Below are 18,575 nucleotides of genomic sequence, written 5' to 3'. Positions count from 1 at the left end.
GCCGCGTTCCTATGGAGCGCGGTTTTTGCGTTTTGCAGTACTATACTGCTCGGTCTGAATTATTATTCCGGTTGCAGCGTTCGGAATTGCCTCATGGCCTTTATTGACCAGCACGATCGGTGCGCTGACCCCGTCGACCCTGACGATAAGCAGGCGCACAGTCCGGGCGCCCTGTTTGCAAGGCGCCCGGCGCTCGTTCCATCTACTTCTTGCGCAAATCCGCTTGCGCCAGATCCAGCGCTTTGGCGATGCGATCGCAAGCCATGTCGATCGTCGCGCGGGTCCAGATCAGCGGCGGCGACAGGATCATCGTGTCGCCGGTGGCGCGCAGCATAAGGCCTTGCGCGATGGCGTGGTCGCGGACGGTGACGGCGGCACTGCCCGCCGGCAGGAAGCGCTCCTTGGTCGCCTTGTCCTTGACGATCTCGATCGCGCCCATCAGCCCGATCGATCGCACCTCGCCGACCAGTTCGTGGCCGGCAATGCGCTCTTGCAGCGCCTGGGCGAAGTAAGGTCCGGTGTCGTTCCTGACCCTGTCGACCAAGCCTTCGCGCTCCATGATCTCGAGATTCTTCAGCGCCACCGCGCAGGCCACCGGGTGACCCGAATAGGTATAGCCGTGGTAGAATTCGCCGCCCTTTTCGACCAGCGTCGCCGCGATACGGTCGCCGACCAGCAGCGCCGACAGCGGCTGATAGCCCGAGGTCAGTGCCTTGGCCGTGGTGATGGTGTCAGCCTCGACGCCGAAGGTCTGCGCCGCAAACCATTCGCCGGTGCGGCCATAGCCGGTGATGACCTCGTCCAGCATCAAAAGCACATCGTATTTGCGGCAGATGCGCTGCACTTCCGGCCAATAGCTCATCGGCGGTATTTTCACCCCGCCCGCGCCCATCACCGGCTCGCCGATGAAGGCCGCCACCTTGTCGGCACCGGCTTCGAGGATGGCGTCCTCGACGGCCTTGGCCGCGCGCAGGCCGAAATCATGGTCGCTTTCGCCGGGCAGCGCCAACTCATAAGCATAGGGCATCATGACATGGACGATGTTGGGAACCGCCCCGCCGAGCTGCTTGTGCATCAAATCCATGCCGCCCAGCGACGTCCCGGCGACGGTCGAGCCGTGATAGGCCGACTTGCGCGAGATGATGCGGTTCTTCTCCGGCTTGCCTTCCAGCACCCAATAGTGGCGCACGAGCCGCAGCGCCGTGTCGTTGGCCTCCGAGCCGGAGGAGCCGTAGAAAACCTGGCTGATGCCCTTGGGCGCCAGCTCGGCCAGCTTCTTCGACAGCAGCACGGGCGTCGGCGTCGAGCATTTGAAGAAGGAATTGTAGTAGGGCAATTCCTTCATCTGCGCGTAAGCGGCGTCCGCCAGCTCGTCGCGGCCATAGCCGACATTGACGCACCACAGCCCGGCCATGCCGTCGAGTATTTCGGTGCCGTCGGCATCGTAGATGAACGGGCCGTTGGCGTGGGTGATGATGCGCGAGCCGGTCTCGCGCAATTCCTTGTGGTCGGTGAAGGGATGCAGATGATGCGCGGCGTCAATCTGCTGAAGCTGCTTCAGCGAATAGTTCTGGTAAGTCATGGGTTTGCTCTTTCCTCTGGAATCAAACCGGCAAGCTGCCGGGGCGACTTCGTCAGAGGACGGCGGGCGGCGAATAGCCGATGCGGGCGCACAGCCTGAGCAGTTCGGCGCGCAGCGTGCGCGGCGACGGTGTCACCGCGACCCCGAAGGCGCCGGATGTGCTCATGTAGACCATGGCGGCAGTCTATGCCGCCCGAGGCCCGGAATTCAAGCGGTGCCGCTCAATACCCTTTGCAGGAACACGTATTTCATGGCGGTTTGCGCCGCTTGCGGCCGGCGGTCGCCGCGCCCGCCATGGCCGCCTTCCGTCTCCTCGAAGAACAACGTCTTGCCGTGACCTGCTTCCTGCAGCTTCGCGGCCATCTTGCGGGCATGGCCGGGATGGACGCGGTCGTCGGCGGTCGATGTCGTGAGCAGCACCGGGGGATAGTCGGCATCGGCCGAGACATGATGGTACGGCGAATAGGCGGCGAGCCACTTGGCTTCTTCCGGTTTTGCCGGATCGCCATATTCGCCGATCCACGAGGCGCCTGGCGGCAGTTCGGTGTAGCGCAGCATGTCGAGCAGCGGCACCTCGATGATGACGGCGCCGAACAGTTCGGGATGCTGCGTCAGGGAAACGCCGGTAAGCAGGCCGCCATTCGAGCCGCCCTGGATGCCGAGGGAAGCAGCCGTGGCTATGCCGCGCCTGACGACGTCCTCAGCCACCGCGGCGAAATCGTCGAAGGCAGTCTGGCGATTGCCCTTCAGCGCGGCCTGATGCCAGGCCGGCCCGAACTCGCCGCCACCGCGGACGCAGGCCTGCACATAGGCGTTGCCCTTTTCCAGCCACAGCCTGCCGCGCACGCCGGCATAGCCGGGCAGCAGCGGTATTTCGAAGCCGCCATAGCCGTAGAGCAGCGTCGGCACCGGACCCTTCTGGTCGCGCCGCCTGACGACGAAATACGGGACCATTGTGCCGTCCTTCGAGCGCGCGTCGAACTGTTCGGAGACCAGCGGCGCGGCGTCGAACCGAGCCGGCTGCGATTTCACGGTGGCCAGCGTCGCCCCGTTATCATCCGACCAGATGATCGAACTCGGCGTCAGGAAATCGGTGAAGGAGAAGGAGACGCTGGAACCGAAATGCTCAGCATGCGCGATGCCGACATTGCCGTTCTCGGGCAGCGCCACCGGCTTCAGCGACCAGCGGTCGCCGCTGCGCTCGGCGACAACGACCTTGCCGCGCACATTGTCCATCAGATTGATGAACAGCCGGTCCTGAGTGCGGGCAATGCCGGCGACCGAAACACGGTGCGCTGGCGCGAGCATGGTTTCAACAGGGCCCAGGTCGCCGGTGTCCATCCAGTGTTCGAAATCGAAGGAATAGAGGCCGTCCGGCAAGCACTCAGTGCCGCCCGGCGCCGTCCATGGGCTGCGCACCCCGAACACGAACCGGCCCTTGAACAGCGCGGTGTCGGTGACATCGTCCGGCAGCGGGATGCGCCGGTTTTCGCCCGACGGCAGGCGCAGAAAACTGTGCGAGGAGAAGAAGGCGATCGTGCGGGCCAGAAACAAATACTGCCTGTCGCCATCATGCTCGACCCCCGCGCCGGCCGCGAGATCCTGCTTCTCGGCCTCGAAGATCGGCGTCGCCTCCTCCAACCGGGTGCCGCGCTTCCACAGCTTGACGACGCGCGGATAACCGGACTGGGTCTTGTCGTCTTCATTGAAGGCAGCCGAGACAATGACCGTGTCCTTGTCCAGCCAGGAAAAGCCGGATTTCGAGGCGGGAGCGCGGAAGCCGCCCTCGATGAATGATTTGGTCTCGATGTCGAATTCGCGCATCTCGCTGGCATCGCCGCCATCCGGCGACATCGCCACCAGGCAAAGGTTGAAATCGGGGTAAAGGCGGCTGGCGCCGCTGAACACCCACTTCACCCCCTCCTTGGCCGACAGCACGTCGAAGTCGATGATCGTCTCCCACACAGGCTTCTCGGTCTTGTAGGAAGCAACCGTCGTGCGGCGCCAGAGGCCGAGCACATTGGTCTTGTCCTGCCAGAAATTATAGACTTGGCCGTTGAGCGCGGCACCGGCCGCAATGTTGTCCTCGGCCGTCATCAGGTCGAGCGCCGTCTCGAAGGCCGCCTGGTAGGACGGATCGCCCTGTAGTTCGGCCACGGTGATCTCGTTCTGGCGATGCACCCAGTCGAGCGATTCCTTGCTGGTCCGGTCCTCCAGCCAGAGGAACTTGTCCTCCGCGGTGGCATCCGTCTGGCGTTTTGTCATCGATTGGGTCACGCATGGTCTCCAGGCTAGTGGCGGGCAGCCCTGCCTACATCGCGTTGCAAGCGGTTTTATTCAAGATGGTGACGTCAGGTCATCGGGGGAATGCGGCCTCAAACCATCCGCCGGCGCAGGACCGTGGCCACAGCCAGTGCCAGACAAATCGTGCCCAGCGTGATCGGCAGGCCGGAGGCGCCGATCACATCCATGACGCCACCCGCCAGCGGCGGCACCACGATGCCGCCGATGCCCCACATCAGGGAGAAGGCGGCATTGCCGGCGACCAGCGCCGAGCCGGTAAAGCGCTCGCCGAGCTCGATGATCGACATGGTGTAGATGCCATAGGAGACCGCGCCCCAGATAAAGACGCAAGGCCAGATCAGCGGCGTCTCGATGAGCAGCGGCAACAGGGCGCAGCCCAGCACCGTCACCACGACGCAGATGAATCGCACCAGCCGCGCCGTCAGCCGTTCCGCCAGCAAGCCGAGCGGCACCTGCATGGCGATGTTGCCTGCGATCATCACCGACAGCAGCGCCGACATGCGCGCTTCCGCGATGCCATGGTGCGTGCCGTAGACCGGCAGCAGCGCCAGCACGCCCTGTTCGAAACCGGCGGCAACGACCACCGCCGACAGCAGTAGCCATGCCAGGGGCATGAAGCCCATGACCGAAACCCTGTGCCCGGCTTCGTCGACCTTCGGCAGTCGCGGCAGCACCAGCGCCAGGCAGGCGCCGCAGAAGATGAAGGCGGCGATCCCCACCAGGAATGGCGGCCATCCCACGGTGCCGACAGCGAGCAGGCAGAGCGGCCCGGCAGCGAAGCCGGCCGAGATGATGGTTGAATAGACACCCATGACGCGACCGCGGCGCGATGGCGGCGCAGTGCAATGACCCAGATTTCGCTCAAGACATAGAGCGGATTGGTCACCACCCCGATCAAGAAGCGCAGCGGAAACCACAGATAGACATTCTGCGTCCAGCCGATCAGCGCAAGCACAATAGCCGAAAACGCCGCGCAGGTAAGCGCGGTGCGCCCTGCCCCGAACCGGCGCGCCAGTGCCGGGATCAGCGGCGACGAGACAATGAAGCCGATCGGCGTCATTGCCGCCGAGAGCCCGATGATGGCCGGCGAAACGCCTTGGCGTTGCAGGATGAAGCTCAGCAGCGGATAGGACAGGCCTTGCGCGATGGCGAACACCGAGACGGTCGCGATCACGCCGCTGATCGCCGCCCACTGCATCTTCTCGTTGTCAGCTTCCGCCAGGTTCATCATTTGCACCTAAACCAGGCTCAGGACTAGCTTTTCTGTCCGACGCGGGTAAGCCCCGCCCCGGGAAAAACCGTTTGCTCCAGACAAGGCCTGTCATGAGTTTGGGCCTGTCAGGAGTTTTTGGGCCTGTCAGGAGTTTGGCGCTTGAACGATCGGTAAAGCGCGAAGCTCACCAGCAGCGCGTGGAGTCCGGCGATGGCCACCGGCAGACCCAGCGGACCGATGATCTGCATCAAGGCACCGGCGCCAGGCGGGCCGACAATGCCGCCGGCGCCCCACATCAATGCGAGGCGGCGTTGCCGGCGACCAGCACGGTTCCCCTGAAGCGGCTGCCGAGCTCCACCAGCGCCATGGTGTAGACGCCGTAGCCGACAGCGCCCATGACGAGAAGGACGAGCCAGATCGCCGGCGTCGTGATCAGCAACGGCAGCAAAACCGCGCAGGTCGTTGTCGCCAACGCACAGAAGATGACCATCGCCCGCCCGCCGAAACGCTCGGCCAGCAGGCCGAGCGGGATTTGCAGGAAGATGTTTCCCAGCGACAGTGCCATCACCAGGGCCGCCAGCGTCCTCTCGGGCAGGCCATAGGCGGCACCGAAGACCGGCATCAAAGCGTAGGTGCCCTGCTGGACCGCCGCCGAAACCAGCACGGCAAACAACAGCGCCGGCGCCAGCCTGGCGAAACCGAAAAAGCCGCCGGGCAATTGGCCGTCATCCTCGAAGCCGGCGAGGCTTGACGAAACAGCACGAAGGATCGCGGCGCACAGGATGAAGCCGGCCATGCCGACCAGGAAAGGAACCCAGCCCGATATCCCAACCGCGGTCAGGACCAAAGGCCCCGCAGCATAGCCAGCGCCCAGCACGGTGTTGAATGCCCCCATCACCCTGCCGCGGCGCGACGGCGGCGCCAGCGACAGCGCCCATACTTCGCCCAGTATATAGAGCGGGTTGATGACGATACCGATGATGAAGCGGATGACGAACCAGCCCACCCAGTCCTGCAGGTAGCCGATGCCGAGGAAGCACAGCGCCCCAATCAATGAGCAACCCACAGCCAGGTTGCGCGCGCCGACCAGCCGAACGGCTGCCGGCACGAACGAGGCCGAAAGGATCAGACCAAGCGGCATCATCGCTGCCGACAAGCCGATCAGCGCCGGCGACATGCCTTGCTTCTGCATCAGCAGCGTAAACAGCGGCGAGCTCAGCCCTTGCGCCGCACCGAACATCGCGAGGGCGGCAGTTACGCCGGCAAGCGCTGCCCATTGCGTCCCCGCTTCGCCATCGCTCGAACCGGTCGCAGCCATGATGCCTTCCACATGAATTGCCGGCCCATCCAGCGGCAAACCACTGAGCTAGCGGTTCGATTTAGGGAAAGGAAGGGCCGCGCCTGAAATCCCCTTGCGCCAAGAGCCGCAGTGGGCGCGTCCTGTCCGCCAATCCCCGGCAAGGTTGTCAGCTATCGGACTGCCGTTCGGGCATGTCGCTTCCCTCGTCCTAGTGGTCGCCGCCTCCGCAATGGCCGGACAGCCGCCGGTCCATTATGCCGCCCGCTACCAGCATCGTACGAGGACCATCATGACCGCCGCCCTGCATCCAGCCGAACCGCCTTTGGCAACCGACCGGGCCCGTCGCGGTGGCCGTGCGGGCAAGCGCGCCGGCGGCTCGGCCGCCTTCGAACAGCCGGCTTTTCGGCAACTGAGAAATCCGCTAACGCCGACCAAGCTGGTCTCTGACGACGAGCTGGAATCGATCCACCTCGCCTCGCTGCGCGTCTTGAGGGAAATAGGCGTCGACGTGCTGCATGACGAAGCGCGCCGCATCATGAAGGAAAATGGCGCTGATGTCCGCGAGGGCAGCGAGCGCGTGCGCTTCGACAGCGACATGATCCTCGATCTCATCTCCAACTGCCCGTCGGAATTCACGCTCCATGCCCGCAACCCGGCGCACAATGTGCGCTTCGGCGGCAACAATGTGATCCTGTCGATGATGGCGTCGGCACCGAACTGCTCCGACCTCGATCGCGGCCGCCGTCCGGGCAACCAGCAGGACTACCGCAACTTCCTGCGCCTGGCGCAGATGCACAACATCCTGAACTGCACCGGCGGCTATCCGGTCGAGCCGACCGACATCCACCCGTCGGTGCGCCACCTCGAATGCATCCGCGACCTCGCCACGCTGACCGACAAGGTGTTCCACATCTATTCGCTCGGCAAGGAGCGCAATGTCGACGGCATCGAGATCGCCAGGATCGCCCGCGGCATCAGCCATGAGCAGATGCTCGAAGAGCCGTCCGTCTTCACCATCATCAACACCAATTCGCCGCTGAAACTGGATGTGCCGATGATGGAAGGCATCATCCAGATGTCGAGCAAGGGTCAGGTCGTCGTCATCACGCCCTTCACCCTGTCCGGCGCGATGGCGCCGGTGACCATCGCCGGTGCGCTGGTGCAGCAAAACGCCGAGGCGCTGTCCGGCATCGCCTTCGCCCAGATGGTGAGAAAGGGCGCGCCGGTTGGCTATGGCGGCTTCACCTCGAATGTCGACATGAAGTCAGGCTCGCCGGCCTTCGGCACGCCTGAATATATGAAGGCGCAGCTTGTCGGCGGCCAGCTTGCCCGCCGTTACAAGATCCCCTACCGCACCTCCAATACCTGCGCCGCCAACACGGTCGACGCGCAGGCAGCCTATGAAAGCGTGTTCTCGCTGTGGGGCGCCATCCAGGGCGGCGGCAATCTGATGATGCACGGCGCCGGCTGGCTCGAAGGCGGCCTGCGCTGTTCCTACGAGAAGACCATCCTGGACATCGACCTGTTGCAGATGGTGGCCGAGTTCCTCACCCCGCTCGACCTGTCCGACGAAGCGCTCGGCTTCGACGCCATCCAGTCGGTCGGCCCCGGCGGCCATTTCTTCGGCACCCAGCACACGCAGGACCGCTACAAGACAGCCTTCTACTCGCCCATCCTCTCCGACTGGCGCAATTTCGAAACCTGGGCCGAAGCCGGATCGCCGACCGCGCTGGAAAAGGCCAACAAGGTCTGGAAGGAGCGGCTGGCATCCTACGAGGAACCCTATATGGACCCGGCAATTCGCGAAGAGCTCAACGACTTCGTCGAAAAGCGCACGTCCGAAGGCGGCGCGCCGACCGATTTTTGATCAATGTTGTTGATGAACTGATCATTCGTATGGATCTGATGAACAGTCGACCCCCACTCCGTCGAGCTGCGCTCGACACCTCTCCCCCGACCGACGGGGGAGAGGAAAGGCGCGAAGTTATGCGGGCTGGCTCCCTTCCTCTCCCTCCGGAGGGGGGAGAGGAAGGGCCGCGAAGCGGCGACGGAGTGGGGGACGGCGCTCATGAAACCCGCAGTCGCCGCAAGATGGGCACCACTCAACGCGCGCGAACGCTGAGGCAAGGCGGCCACCAGGCGGAAGCATTGCTGTGGCTTGAATTGGAGGCGCACAAGCTAGGGGGCTATCGCTTCACCCGCCAGTTTTCCATCGGACCCTTCTTTGCAGACTTCGCCTGTCGCGAAAAATGGCTTGTCGTGGAAATCGACGGCCATCAACACGCCGACAGCTCCTATGACCGTCGCCGTGACGATTTCATGCGCGCCCAAGGCTATTCGATCCTGCGTGTTTGGAACCATGACGTCCTGAACCATCGCATTTCCGTCTGCGAGACCATCCTTGCCGCGCTTGATGGCAGGTTGGCCGAGAACGTCGCTGCGGCCGATTCCGCTTTGTTTTCACGCCCCGCCCATTCGATTCAATCTCTTAAAAAACGGACCTATCTCTCATGAAATCTCATGTAAAAGCGGTTGTCATTGGCGGCGGCGTCGTTGGCTGCTCGGTGCTCTATCACCTGGCCAAGGCCGGCTGGACCGACATCATGCTGATCGAGCGGTCCGAGCTCACCTCCGGCTCGTCCTGGCACGCAGCCGGCGGCTTCCACACGCTGAACGGCGATCCAAACGTCGCCAAGCTGCAGGCCTATACGGTGCAGCTCTACAAGGAGATCGAGGAAATCTCCGGCCAGTCCTGCTCGCTGCATCTGACCGGCGGCGTGATGATGGCCGATACGCCCGAGCGCATGGATTTTCTGCGCCTGGCCCACGCCAAGGGCCGCTATCTCGGCATGGACACCGAGCTGATCACGCCCTCCGAAGCCAAGGCGATGTTCCCGCTGATGGACGAGACCAATTTCGTCGGCGCCATGTGGGATCCGGTCGAAGGCCATCTCGATCCCTCCGGCACGACGATCGCCTACTCGAAGGCGGCCAAGAAGCTGGGCGCCGAGATCGTGCTGCGCAACCGCGTCGTCGACTTGACGCAGGAAGTTGACGGCACCTGGAACGTCGTCACCGAACAGGGCACCGTCCACGCCGAGCATGTCGTCAACTGCGGCGGCCTGTGGGCGCGCGAGATCGGCCGCATGGTCGGCGTCGAACTGCCGGTGCTGGCCATGGAGCACATGTACCTGCTCACCGAGCCGATGCCCGAGGTCGAGGAATTCAACAAATCGACCGGCCGCGAGATGATCGGCGTGCTCGACTTCAAGGGCGAGATCTACACCCGACAAGAGCGCAACGGCATCCTGCTCGGCACCTATGAAAAGGCCTGCAAGCCATGGTCGCCGGTCAACACGCCGTGGGATTTCGGCCATGAACTGCTGCCGCCGGACCTCGACCGCATCGCGCCGTCGCTGGAGATCGGCTTCAAGCATTTCCCCGGCATCGAGAAAGCCGGCATCAAGCAGATCATCAACGGCCCCTTCACCTTCGCGCTCGACGGCAATCCGCTGGTCGGGCCGGTGCAGGGCCTGACCAATTTCTGGTGCGCCTGCGCCGTCATGGCCGGCTTCAGCCAGGGCGGCGGCGTCGGCCTCGCGCTGTCCAACTGGATGGTGCATGGCGATCCCGGCTTCGACGTCTGGGGCATGGATGTCGCCCGCTTCGGCGAGTGGGCCGGCCTGCGCTACACCAACGCCAAGGTGCGCGAAAACTATTCGCGCCGCTTCTCCATCCGCTTCCCCAATGAAGAGCTGCCGGCTGCGCGCCCTGCACAAACCACCCCGCTCTACGACACCATGCTCGCCAACAACGCCGTCATGGGCGATAGCTGGGGCCTGGAGACCCCGCTGTGGTTCGCGCAGAAAGGCAAGGAGCCGAAGGACGTCGTCTCCTTCCACCGCTCCAACGATTTCGGTCCTATCGGCGAGGAAGTGCGCGCCACACGCGAACGCGTCGGCGTCACCGAAATCGCCAACTTCGCCAAATACGAAGTGTCGGGACCTGCGGCTGAGGATTTCCTCAACCGGCTGATGACCAACCGCATGCCGAAGATCGGCCGCATCGTGCTGACGCCGATGATCAACGAGTTCGGCAAGCTGATCGGCGACTTCACCATCGCCAAGGCAGGCGAAGACAGATTTATGATCTGGGGTTCGTCCGCCGCGCAGAAGTACCACATGCGCTGGTTCGAAAAGCACCTGCCGAAGGATGGTTCGGTGCGCATCCACCGCTTCGATCAGACGCTCGTCGGCCTGTCGATCGCCGGGCCGAAATCGCGCGATCTCTTGCAGAAGCTGGTCGATGTCGACATCTCGACCAAGGCGTTTCGCTTCATGGATTTCCGCGAAATGGCGGTCGGGGGCGCGCCCTGCATGGTCAACCGCATCACCTATACCGGTGATCTCGGCTATGAAATCTGGATGGCGCCGGCCTATGAGCGCCTGGTCTACAAGGCGATCAAGGACGCCGGCGAGGAGTTCGGCCTCGTCGATTTCGGCATGCGCGCTTTGCTCTCCATGCGCCTGGAGAAGAACTTCCCGACCTGGTACCGCGAGTTGCGGCCGATCTACGGCCCGTTCGAAGGCGGGATGGACCGCTTCATCAAGCTGGAGAAGAACGACTTCATCGGCCGCGAGGCCGCCGCCAAGGAACAGGCGGAAGGACCGAAACTGCGCCGTGTCTCCTTCATCATCGATGCGGCCGACGCCGATGTCATGGGCGACGAGCCGATCTGGGCCAAGGTCGGCAAGGACTATGGCACGGTGGAAAAGCCGCATGGCTATGGCGCGCCGCGCTTCGACATGGCGGGCAAGGAAGTGCGTGGCTCGAAGGCTGCCGAAGGCGCTTCCGCCGTGCGCGGCATCGTCGACGGCGACTGGCGCGTGGTCGGCTGGGTCACCTCGGGCGGTTATGCGCACTATGTGCAGAAATCGATGGCGCAGGGCTATGTGCCGGCGGCACTCGCCGAGGACGAAAGTGCCGGACTGTTCGAGATCGAGATCCTCGGCCACCGGCGTCCGGCGCGTATCAATGTCGAGGCGCCCTTCGACCCCAGCGGCGAGAAGATGCGGACCTGAAAAGGCGACAGGGAGCGTGAGATCGTGTAAGGGGCCTTCGGCAGTTGGCCGCAGGCATTTCCCTCGATGAGAAGACGATCCCCTTGCAGTATCTAGAGAAATGGACGGACTGGCTCGGCGAAGGCAAGGTCGGTCCCTTCAACGCCGCACTGGTCTGCGTCGCGGTCTATTGCGTCGTCCAGATCGTGGTGATGGCGCTGCTGTCCCGTGTCGTGGGAACCGGTGTCGGCGTCGACGATTCCGAACAGCTGATGTACATGCGCTACCTCTGGGCTGGCTATGGCGGCTCGCAGCCGCCGCTCTACACCTGGCTCGCCCGCCTCGTCGCCGCCGTGGTCGGAACGAACATCCTCGCGCTCAAGATCGTGAAGTACCTACTGATCGGAGCGGCGCTGGCGTCGGTTTTCATCGCTGTCCGCCGCCTGGGCTATTCCAGCCGCGCTGGCGCCGCCGCATTGTTCGGCCTGCTGTTGTTTCCGCAGATGGTGTGGGAGATGCAGCACGCCCTCACCCACTCGATCGCCGCTTTCTGTTTTTCAGTGGTGCTGTTTCTTGCGCTCGTCGAACTGGTGCAGCGGCGTTCCCTGGCCACCTATGTGCTGTTTGGCGTGGCGATGGCCGCCGCCATCCTGTCGAAATACAACAACGCGATCTTTCTCGGCGCGCTGATCCTGTCCACCCTGTCGCTGCGCGAAACGCGCGGCGTCATCCTCAACCGCCGGTTTTCGATCAGCCTTGTCGTGGCGGTGCTGCTTTGCCTGCCGACGCTCTACTGGAACCTGACCTACACCGACCAGCTGCTGTCGCACAGCGGCGGCTTCGGCATGGGCAGAGGAGAAAGCGCCATACAAACCGCATTCTACGGAATGCGCGGACTGGGCAAGGCTATCCTGTATTTCGCCGTGTTGCCGGCCGGCATATTCGTCGCGGCTTTGCTCATCGCATGGAAAAAGCCGGCGCCGGCTCTGCAACCGGCGCCATGGACCGAGAAACTGGTGTGGCGCACCATCGCTTTTGCCCTGGCGATGACCATCGTGCTCGTCCTGGCGAGCGGGACGACGCAATTTCGCGATCGCTGGATGCTTCCCATTCTTGTGTTGCTGCCGGTCGCGCTGGCCTTGCGGATGGATGCCAGAGGCGACAAGGGAAGGAAGGTGCAGGACGTCGTCGTCTTTGTCGGCGCAACGCTTGCCATCCTCGTGCTGCCGGTGACCTGGTACACGCACCTCAATGGCGGCGACAGCCGCGGCAGCATCGTGCGTGTCGACTACCAGTCGCTCTATGGCCAGCTGACGGCAAACGGTCCGGTTCGCACGGCGATATCGAGCTGGCACTGGGTGGGAAATCTGCGTCTTGTCGATCCCGATCTGGTCGTGCTCGACGACGAGATGCCGGACTTCGGCCATTTGCTGATCGAGCCGGCGGTGCTCGTGATGGCCAATGACAAGGAACCTCCCGAGGGCATCCTGCGGGCCTTGAGCGAGGCCGGCTATGTCGCTGACGGCTCGCCGCAGCAGTTGGTCGTCCCGATGCTGTTCGACAGCGAGCCGCCCACCCGCACGCTGACGGTCACGCGGCTGAAGAAAGCGGCCGCGGGCGCAGCGCCACAGTAAGTCGGCAGGGAGGCGTCGGGTGGAGAAACAAGGGTTCGGCCGTCACCGCAAGATCATGCCGTTCGAGCCGGGCTCCGTCGAAGCCTTGCGCGACGCCTCGCGCCAGAAAGCGGCGTCGCTGAACCAGCATGTGCTGGGCTATGGCGCGCTGGCTGAAACCGAATGGCAAGCGGCAGGCATCGCCGCGCCCGATTTTGCCGCTATGCGCCAATACCGGCTCGAGCGCATCCGAGCCGAACTGAAGCGCCGAAACTACGCCGGCGCGCTGCTCTACGACCCCGTCAACATCCGCTACGCCACCGATTCGACCAACATGCAGCTGTGGGTCGCGCACAATCCGACCCGCCACTGCTTCATCGCCACTGAGGGACCCGTGGTGCTGTTCGACTATTTCTCCTGCGAGCATCTGTCCGACCATTCCGGCGTCGTCGACGAGGTGCGGCCGGCAGTGTCGTGGATGTACCTCTATGGCGGTGAGCTGACCGAGCACAAAGTCCGCCGCTGGGCGGCCGGCATCGCCGATCTGGTCAAGGAGCATGGCGGCGGCAACAGCCGCATTGCGGTCGACCACATCAACCCGGAAGGCGTCGAGGAACTCGCCCGGCTCGGCATCTCGATCGGCAATGGCGAAGCGGTGATGGAAAATGCGCGGCTGATCAAATCGCCGGACGAGATCCTCGCCATGCGCCGCGCAATCGTCGCTTGCGAAGCGGCGATGGGTGAAATGGAGAAGGCGCTGACGCCGGGCATTTCCGAAAACGAATTGTGGGCCGAACTCCACCGCGGCAACATTGCTCGCGGCGGCGAATGGATCGAAACCCGGCTGCTTGCCTCGGGGCCGCGCACCAATCCGTGGTTCCAGGAATGCTCATCGCGTGTGATCGAGGAAGGCGACCTCGTCGCCTTCGACACCGACCTGATCGGTCCCTACGGCTTCTGCGCCGATCTCTCCCGCACCTGGCTTTGCGGTGACGCCAGGCCGTCGAACGAGCAGCGCGACCTGTTCCGCATCGCCGCCGACCAGATCGCCCACAACACGCAATTGATGCAGCCCGGCATATCCTTTCGCGACCTGGTCGAACGCTCCGTGGTGCCGCCGGGAGATTGCTTCCCGACACGCTACGGCGTGCTCTATCACGGCGTCGGCCTGGCCGACGAGTACCCGACCCTGCCGCATGCAAGCGACTGGACGCCGGACACGCCCGACGGCGCGCTGGAGCCGGGAATGGTGCTGTGCGTGGAAAGCTATATCGGCCGTCTCGGCGGCCATGAGGGCGTCAAGATCGAGGAACAGATCCTGATCACCGCGACCGGTAACGAGCAGCTTTCAACCTACAAGCTGGATGCGAGGCTGCTCGGCTGATCCGGCAAGCGCCTCGCGCAGAGCCTTGAGCGTCTTTTCCGGCGTCGTCCTGGCGGTGATGTAGGGCAGGCCTTTGCGCCTTGCCGTCCAGCCGACGACCTTCACGGCGTTTGCCGCAGGTTCGAAACGCTGCGCCAGCGCCCAGCTCTCACAGTCGATGGCAGCTATATCCGCCTTGCCCTCGGCGACCGCGACGATCGAGCCGCGATGGCCACCGCTTTCGCTGCGCGAGGAAAAGATATCCAGGCTTTCGCCGGCGGCCTGCAGGTCGCGCGCCAGTGCAATGATGCCCGACATCGAATCGAGGCTGTTGTAGGTAAAACGCTTGCCGCGCATCAGATCGAGCGGCAGCGAGGCTTTGCCATCCGCGGGCGAGCTAACCTCCGGTCCCTCGCCCGTCCGCATCACCAGCGCGCTCGAATAGAGTTCGCCTTCGCCGCCCTCGTAAGCGTCGTAGCTCGGCTGGCCGACCACCTGCACATGCTTGCTCAGGCCGAGTTCCATCGGCCCCCAGCAGGTCTGCGCGAACAGCAGCGCCGGATGCAGCCAAAGCTGGTGATGGTCGAGTTCGTCCGGCGGCAGTGTCGCCGGATCGGGCGCGATCAGTCTGCCCTCGGCGTCGTGGATACCGCCCGGCACCGGCGGCAGGTCGCCATTGCGGCGCACGATTGTCTGCGGCCCATCGACGCCCTTGTGCCGAAAAGCATCACGCAACGCTGCCCATTGCGCGTCGACCTCGCCGCGCACTTCGGGCCAGTCATACATCGGCAATGCCGCAACCAAATCACTCATGCCGACACTCAATCATCATGGCTCGGGAAAGGATCGCAAAAACGCGGCGTCCAATCAGAATTGGCCGACACGGGTTCGGGAAGTCCGGGGATTATTCCTTCGGCGGCTCGGCCGGAACCGGCGCGCTGCCAAGCCCGCTGATGCTGCGCGCCCTGATGCGCGGCTTGAACGCCCTGCCCGGCTCGGGCTGGCGGCGCAGCACCGGGTGCACGATCGGCTCCTTGGCCTTGAAGGCGTAGGCTTTGATCAGTGCGAAATAGTTCGGATAGGCGTAGCCATTGTTCATCCGCAGCCACTCGTCGCGGCGGTCGGCAAACAGTTTTGGCAGCCTGTACCAGGCAACGGTCGGGGTCTTGTGGTGAACGAAGTGCAGATTGTTGTTGAGGAACAGGAACGACAGCGGCGAGCGCTCGATGATCACCGTGCGTCCTTCAGGGTGCTCGGACCACTGATGTTCGGCGAAAGTCCGGACCGCGATCAGCGACTGGCCGAGCCAGACCGGCACCAGAATGTAGAGCCATACCGGAATGCCGAAGCCGAACTGCACGATCGGCACCACGATGGCGAGGCCGATCGCATGCAGCAGCCATGCCTTGCCGATCACCTTGTCGCCGGCAATCACATGCCTGGCGTCGTCGACGAAGAAACCGATGCAGGACAGCCAGGGGCCGAGAAAGAAACGGCCGGCCATGGTGTTGTTGATCTTGAGCAGGAATTTCATCGTCGGCGGCAGATCGTCATGCATCCACAACGCCTGGTAATAGCTCTCTGGATCGTCGAGCGGATCGGTCAGGCGCTCGTCGGCGTGGTGGCGCAAATGGAGCGTCTTGAAGCGACGGAACGGCCATACCAGGCCGATCGGCAGGAAGACGAAGGCTTCGTTGATGAGCGCGCTGCGCGTCGGATGGCCATGCAGCACTTCGTGCATGATCGACGACTGCAAGGCCAGGATGAAGCCGAGGAGAAGAAGTGCCGGGGTCGGATAAGAGGGCCAGAGCAGGAGCCCGGCAGCGAGCCACATTCCGTAACAGAAGAAAGCGAGGACCACGGTCGGCCACTCGATGGCCGCTGCGTCGCGTCGCTTGATGCGCTTGCCTGTCATGCTATCGACCACTGTCCCTCAGTCGCCGGAATTGTTCCTGACAGCATAGTGTCAGGAGAAGCGATTCCGCTCAACGAGACAAAGTGTACAAAATGTTGCGATTGCGCATTTTTGACCGCAGATGTTATGCATTGTAAACAACCCTACGGATTCATTTACGCTGGAAGTGCTGATTCGACGGCTCGGGCGCAAATTTTTCCTAAGAGAGTGCGGAGAACGAACAGTGGACAAACGGGACCTTTCGGCAATCTTCCGGGAGCGCCTGAAGCTGCTCCTGACACGGTCCGATCTCAACCAGTCAGCTTTCGCGTCAGCAGTCGGCATCGACCGGTCGGCGCTGTCGCAACTGATGTCCGGCGCCTCGACGCGCCTGCCACGTGCCGAAACGCTGCTCAACATCGCCGCCGAATTCAAGATCTCGCTGGACTGGCTGCTCGGCCTCTCCCAGGATGAAGGCGTCACCGGCGAAATCCGCGAAAGCCTGGAGATCGAAGAGGCGCCCGACGGCTTCGACCGCACGCTGCTCGCCAAATGGTTCGCCGAGGCCGCAGGCACCAAGATCCGCTATGTGCCGGCCGGCATTCCCGATCTCCTGCGCACACGCCAGCTGGTCGACTACGAAGCCAACATCACCAACCGCAGCCGTCTGGCGCAGGCCAGCGAGACGCAGTACCGCATCGAGTACAACCGGCGCCCTGAGACCGACATGGAGGTCTGCATGCCGCGCCATACGCTTGAGATCTTTGCCCGCGGCCTGGGCGTCTGGGACCGCTTTCCCGAGGCTGACCGCCGGCAGCAGCTTGCCCATATGGCGACGCTGCTTGACGATCTCTACCCCACCTTCCGCCTGTTCCTCTATGACGGCCGCATGCGCTATTCCATCCCGCTGACCATCTTCGGCCCTTATCGCGCCGCCATCTATGTCGGCGACATGTATGTCGTGCTGAACGCCACCCAGCCGGTCCAAGCGCTGACCCAGCATTTCGACAATCTGATCCGGGCCGCCGACATCAACCCGCATGAGGCCGCCGCCTACGCGCGCAATCTGGCCGGCGCGTCATTTCCATCGGGTTCTGCCTGATCCCCAACGCCCCGGAAAGGTGCGCCGCGCGGCAATTGCAGGTCGCAAACACATTGACTGGACATAAAGACTTCTTTATATCCTTATTCCATTCAAATATCTGAAAGTCGATCCGATGACCGCGAACAATCCCATCGATGCTCTGCTGGCCGAAAAGGGCGTGCTGCTCGCCGATGGCGCCACCGGCACCAATCTGTTCGCCATGGGTCTGGAGGCCGGCGAAGCGCCGGAGTTGCTGAACGAGACAGCGCCCGATACCATCACCAGCCTGCACCAGAATTTCGTTGACGCTGGCGCCGATATCATTCTCACCAACTCGTTCGGCGGCACGCGCCACCGGCTGAAGCTGCACCATGCGCAGGACCGCGTGCATGCGCTGAACAAGCGCGCCGCAGAGATTGCCCGGGCGGTCGCCGACAAGGCCGGCAGGAAAGTCATCGTCGCCGGCTCGGTCGGGCCGACCGGCGAGTTGCTGGTGCCGCTCGGCGCCATGACCTATGACGAGGCGGTCGAGGCCTTCGCCGAACAGATCGAAGGCTTGAAGGAAGGCGGCGCCGAAGTCGCCTGGATCGAGACCATGTCGGCGCCGGACGAGATCCGCGCCGCGGCGCAAGCCGCTATCCGCGTCGGCCTGCCCTACACCTATACCGGCTCCTTCGACACTGCCGGCCGCACCATGATGGGCCTGCTGCCCAGGGATATCCACGGCGTCGCCGACGGACTTTCAGAGACGCCGCTCGGTGTCGGCGCCAATTGCGGTGTCGGCGCCTCCGACATCCTGGCCTCGCTGCTCGACATGACCGAGGCGAAGCCGGAAGCGACGGTGATCGTCAAGGGCAATTGCGGCATTCCCGAATTTCGTGGCACCGAGATCCATTATTCCGGCACGCCGGAGCTGATGGCCGACTATGTCCGGCTGGCGGTGGATGGCGGCGCGAAGATCATCGGCGGCTGCTGCGGCACCTCGTTCCAGCACCTTGCCGCCATGCGCAAGGCGCTCGACGCGCACACCAAATCCGAACGCCCGACCGTCGCGGGGATCATCGAGCGCATCGGTCCGATGCGCAACAAGGTGGCGACGGAAAACACCGCCGAGACCAGCGAAGCCCGCCGCGAACGCCGCCGCAGCCGGGCCTGATATCGA

Annotated in this window: 12 protein-coding genes and 2 pseudogenes; 7 read left to right on the top strand and 7 right to left on the bottom strand. The window is 63.7% G+C overall.

Going from position 1 to position 18,575, the window contains the following annotated elements; translation table 11 throughout:
* Positions 1 to 202: 202 nt before the first annotated feature.
* The 5 genes and pseudogenes from NKL04_RS05240 to NKL04_RS05220 all read right to left on the bottom strand — a co-directional run bounded on the left by NKL04_RS05240 (position 203) and on the right by NKL04_RS05220 (position 6,417).
* A complete protein-coding gene (locus tag NKL04_RS05240) occupies positions 203 to 1,582 on the bottom strand; it encodes an aspartate aminotransferase family protein (protein ID WP_023670423.1) in 1,380 nt (459 codons plus the stop codon).
* Between the two features lie 52 nt (positions 1,583 to 1,634).
* Positions 1,635 to 1,757, bottom strand: a complete 123-nt coding sequence (locus NKL04_RS05235) for a hypothetical protein (protein WP_023670422.1) — start codon at positions 1,755 to 1,757, stop codon at positions 1,635 to 1,637.
* Between the two features lie 32 nt (positions 1,758 to 1,789).
* Positions 1,790 to 3,847 (bottom strand): prolyl oligopeptidase family serine peptidase, encoded by a 2,058-nt coding sequence (locus NKL04_RS05230; RefSeq protein WP_156951431.1) that lies wholly within the window; start codon positions 3,845 to 3,847, stop codon positions 1,790 to 1,792.
* A gap of 110 nt (positions 3,848 to 3,957) precedes the next feature.
* Positions 3,958 to 5,117: pseudogene (locus NKL04_RS05225) on the bottom strand (MFS transporter).
* Positions 5,118 to 5,224: 107 nt separating this feature from the next.
* A pseudogene (locus NKL04_RS05220) lies at positions 5,225 to 6,417 on the bottom strand (MFS transporter).
* Between the two features lie 271 nt (positions 6,418 to 6,688).
* Here NKL04_RS05220 and NKL04_RS05215 point away from each other — a divergent pair.
* The 5 genes from NKL04_RS05215 (at position 6,689) to NKL04_RS05195 (ending at position 14,456) form a co-directional block, all read left to right on the top strand.
* A complete protein-coding gene (locus tag NKL04_RS05215) occupies positions 6,689 to 8,266 on the top strand; it encodes a trimethylamine methyltransferase family protein (RefSeq protein ID WP_023700316.1) in 1,578 nt (525 codons plus the stop codon).
* 224 nt (positions 8,267 to 8,490) lie between these two features.
* Complete coding sequence (locus NKL04_RS05210; protein ID WP_023700317.1) at positions 8,491 to 8,913, top strand: endonuclease domain-containing protein; 423 nt, start codon at positions 8,491 to 8,493, stop codon at positions 8,911 to 8,913.
* The gene (locus NKL04_RS05205; RefSeq protein WP_023700318.1) at positions 8,910 to 11,480 is read left to right on the top strand and encodes a GcvT family protein; all 2,571 of its coding nucleotides are present in this window, start codon (positions 8,910 to 8,912) and stop codon (positions 11,478 to 11,480) included. The genes NKL04_RS05210 and NKL04_RS05205 overlap by 4 nt, the downstream gene beginning before the upstream one ends.
* A 44-nt stretch (positions 11,481 to 11,524) precedes the next feature.
* Entirely contained in the window at positions 11,525 to 13,093 is a 1,569-nt protein-coding gene (locus tag NKL04_RS05200) for an ArnT family glycosyltransferase (protein WP_023700319.1), read from the top strand.
* A 55-nt stretch (positions 13,094 to 13,148) separates the two neighbouring features.
* Entirely contained in the window at positions 13,149 to 14,456 is a 1,308-nt protein-coding gene (locus NKL04_RS05195; protein ID WP_023700320.1) for a M24 family metallopeptidase, read from the top strand.
* Here the strand turns inward: NKL04_RS05195 and NKL04_RS05190 are convergent.
* Together NKL04_RS05190 and NKL04_RS05185 are read right to left on the bottom strand one after the other, a co-directional pair.
* Entirely contained in the window at positions 14,421 to 15,248 is an 828-nt protein-coding gene (locus tag NKL04_RS05190; protein WP_023688126.1) for a phosphate/phosphite/phosphonate ABC transporter substrate-binding protein, read from the bottom strand. The two genes, NKL04_RS05195 and NKL04_RS05190, sit on opposite strands and share 36 nt — an antisense overlap.
* Positions 15,249 to 15,339: 91 nt before the next feature.
* Positions 15,340 to 16,350, bottom strand: a complete 1,011-nt coding sequence (locus NKL04_RS05185) for a fatty acid desaturase (protein WP_031197693.1) — start codon at positions 16,348 to 16,350, stop codon at positions 15,340 to 15,342.
* A gap of 223 nt (positions 16,351 to 16,573) precedes the next feature.
* Here NKL04_RS05185 and NKL04_RS05180 point away from each other — a divergent pair, with 223 nt between their 5' ends.
* Both NKL04_RS05180 and bmt read left to right on the top strand, forming a co-directional pair.
* Positions 16,574 to 17,431: a helix-turn-helix domain-containing protein gene (locus NKL04_RS05180; RefSeq protein ID WP_023681768.1), complete on the top strand. Its 858-nt coding sequence runs from the start codon at positions 16,574 to 16,576 to the stop codon at positions 17,429 to 17,431.
* Positions 17,432 to 17,546: 115 nt separating this feature from the next.
* Positions 17,547 to 18,569, top strand: a complete 1,023-nt coding sequence (bmt, locus tag NKL04_RS05175; RefSeq protein ID WP_023681769.1) for a betaine--homocysteine S-methyltransferase — start codon at positions 17,547 to 17,549, stop codon at positions 18,567 to 18,569.
* Positions 18,570 to 18,575 lie beyond the last annotated feature (6 nt).

The organism is Mesorhizobium sp. C264A (assembly GCF_040324515.1).
Classification (GTDB): Bacteria; Pseudomonadota; Alphaproteobacteria; order Rhizobiales; family Rhizobiaceae; genus Mesorhizobium.
Note: the sequence above shows the minus strand (reverse complement) of the source record. Positions and strands in the feature narration are given on the sequence as shown.